A 1,872-nucleotide genomic window follows, 5' to 3' on the forward strand; every position below is an offset into this window, starting at 1 on the left:
ACATATCTGCAGCAGCAACAGAGATTTTTGCAAATCCAGGAACAATTACAGGAAGCATAGGTGTTATAGTCCAGCATATGGACTTAACTAATCTAATGAATAAAGTTGGAGTTAAAATAACAAACATAAAAAGTGGTAAAAATAAAGATATCCTTTATCCAAACCATAAGTTAAAACCTGAAGAGGCAAAACTTATTAAGCAAACAGTCCTTGACGTTTACGAACAGTTCTTAGATGCTGTTGTCAAATACAGAAAGATAGATAAAGAAAAACTAAGACCGTATGCCGACGGCAGAGTTTTCAGTGGAAGACAGGCTTTAAAACTTGGACTTGTTGATAAATTAGGTAATTTACAGGATGCTGTAGATGAAGCAAGGAAACTTATAGGGAAAGAAGGAAAATCTGCTGTTGTTATTAAACTTGGAAGACAGAAGCCTTTACTGGAAAAACTGCTGGGGGCAAAGATAGATTTAAATTTACTTGATTTAAACTCTGGTATTTATTACCTTATGAGTTTCTGAGATTTATCATACCTATATGCTTATAATAGTATAAGATTTATTAGGAAATTTAAATATTTTGGAGGTAATTATTATGCAGCAAACAGAAAATCTAATCATTGTTACAGAGGCAGCAGCTAACGAAATTAAAAAAATAGCTCAGGAGCAAGGAATAGAAAATCCTATATTAAGAGTTAGAGTTGTTCCTGGTGGATGTTCTGGATTCCAATATGCTATGGGATTTGATGAAGAAGTATCTGAAAATGACAAAGTTGTAGAAGTTGACGGTGTAAAAGTTGTTGTTGACGAATTTTCAGCCCCTTACATAAAAGGTGCAACTATTGATTACGTAACAGATTTTATGGGCGGTGGATTTACTATTAAAAATCCTAACGCTTCTGGTTCTTGCGGTTGCGGAAGCTCATTCTCTTGCTAACAATTTAATTAAGATAAAGGCGGGACTATCCCGCTTTTTTCATTTAATAAACCTTTCAAACTCCTTACCTTTCATTTATAATTATCCATAAAACTTACAAACAAAGGTGAAATATGTATTTATGGATAAAAGCTTTTCACGTAATATCTGTAATTTCATGGATGGCGGTTTTATTTTATCTTCCCAGACTTTTTATTTATCACACTGAAAACAAAGACAATAAAGAATTTGTAAAAGTTGTTAAGGTTATGGAATATAAACTCCACAAATTTATCGGTATTCCAGCTTTCTGGGCAACTATTATAACAGGCGTTCTTATGCTTGTATTAAACCCTGCTGTTTTCAAATCTGGCGGATGGATACATTTAAAGCTAACTGCTGCTATTTTAATGATTGGATATTATATTCACATGTCTTTTGTTAGGAAAAGTTTAGAAAAGGAAAATTATATCTATAGCTCAAAATTTTTAAGACTTTACAACGAGGTTCCAACTATATTAATGATAATAATAGTAATAATGGCAATAGTGAGACCATTCTAATGGATAGAATATTTTTAAAAAAACAGCTTGAAAGGTTTTATCTTGAAGATATAGGACATGAAGATATAACTACAGATAATCTTGAAATAGATAAAAATGTAAATGCAAAAATAATTGCAAAAGAAAGCGGTCTTTTAGCTGGAGCAGTTTTTGCAAAAGAAGTCTTTTTAATGGTAGATAGTTCTCTTCAAATAAATATTTTAAAAAATGAAGGTGAAGAAATAAAAAAAGGTGATGTTCTTTTAGAAATAAAAGGAAATGGAAAGTCTATACTGAAAGGTGAAAGACTTGCTTTAAATATAATGCAAAGACTTTCAGGAATTGCAACAAAGACAATACAATTTGTAAAAGCCCTTGAAGGAACAAATGTAAAACTTCTTGATACAAGAAAAAC

Annotated in this window: 3 protein-coding genes and 1 pseudogene; all 4 read left to right on the plus strand. The window is 31.3% G+C overall.

The window, feature by feature from the left end:
* Nucleotides 1-521: S49 family peptidase (locus tag HG1285_RS03170; RefSeq protein WP_008288941.1), on the plus strand; the 521-nt coding region annotated here is incomplete at its 5' end.
* Between the two features lie 73 nt (nt 522-594).
* Nucleotides 595-936, plus strand: coding sequence for an iron-sulfur cluster insertion protein ErpA (gene erpA, locus HG1285_RS03165; RefSeq protein WP_008288942.1), 342 nt, complete (start codon nt 595-597; stop codon nt 934-936).
* A 113-nt stretch (nt 937-1,049) separates the two neighbouring features.
* Nucleotides 1,050-1,478, plus strand: coding sequence for a protoporphyrinogen oxidase HemJ (hemJ, locus tag HG1285_RS03160; protein WP_008288943.1), 429 nt, complete (start codon nt 1,050-1,052; stop codon nt 1,476-1,478).
* A pseudogene (locus HG1285_RS03155) lies at nt 1,478-1,872 on the plus strand (nicotinate-nucleotide diphosphorylase (carboxylating)); the annotation flags it as partial. The gene hemJ and the pseudogene HG1285_RS03155, both read left to right, overlap by 1 nt.

This window comes from Hydrogenivirga sp. 128-5-R1-1 (assembly GCF_000171895.1).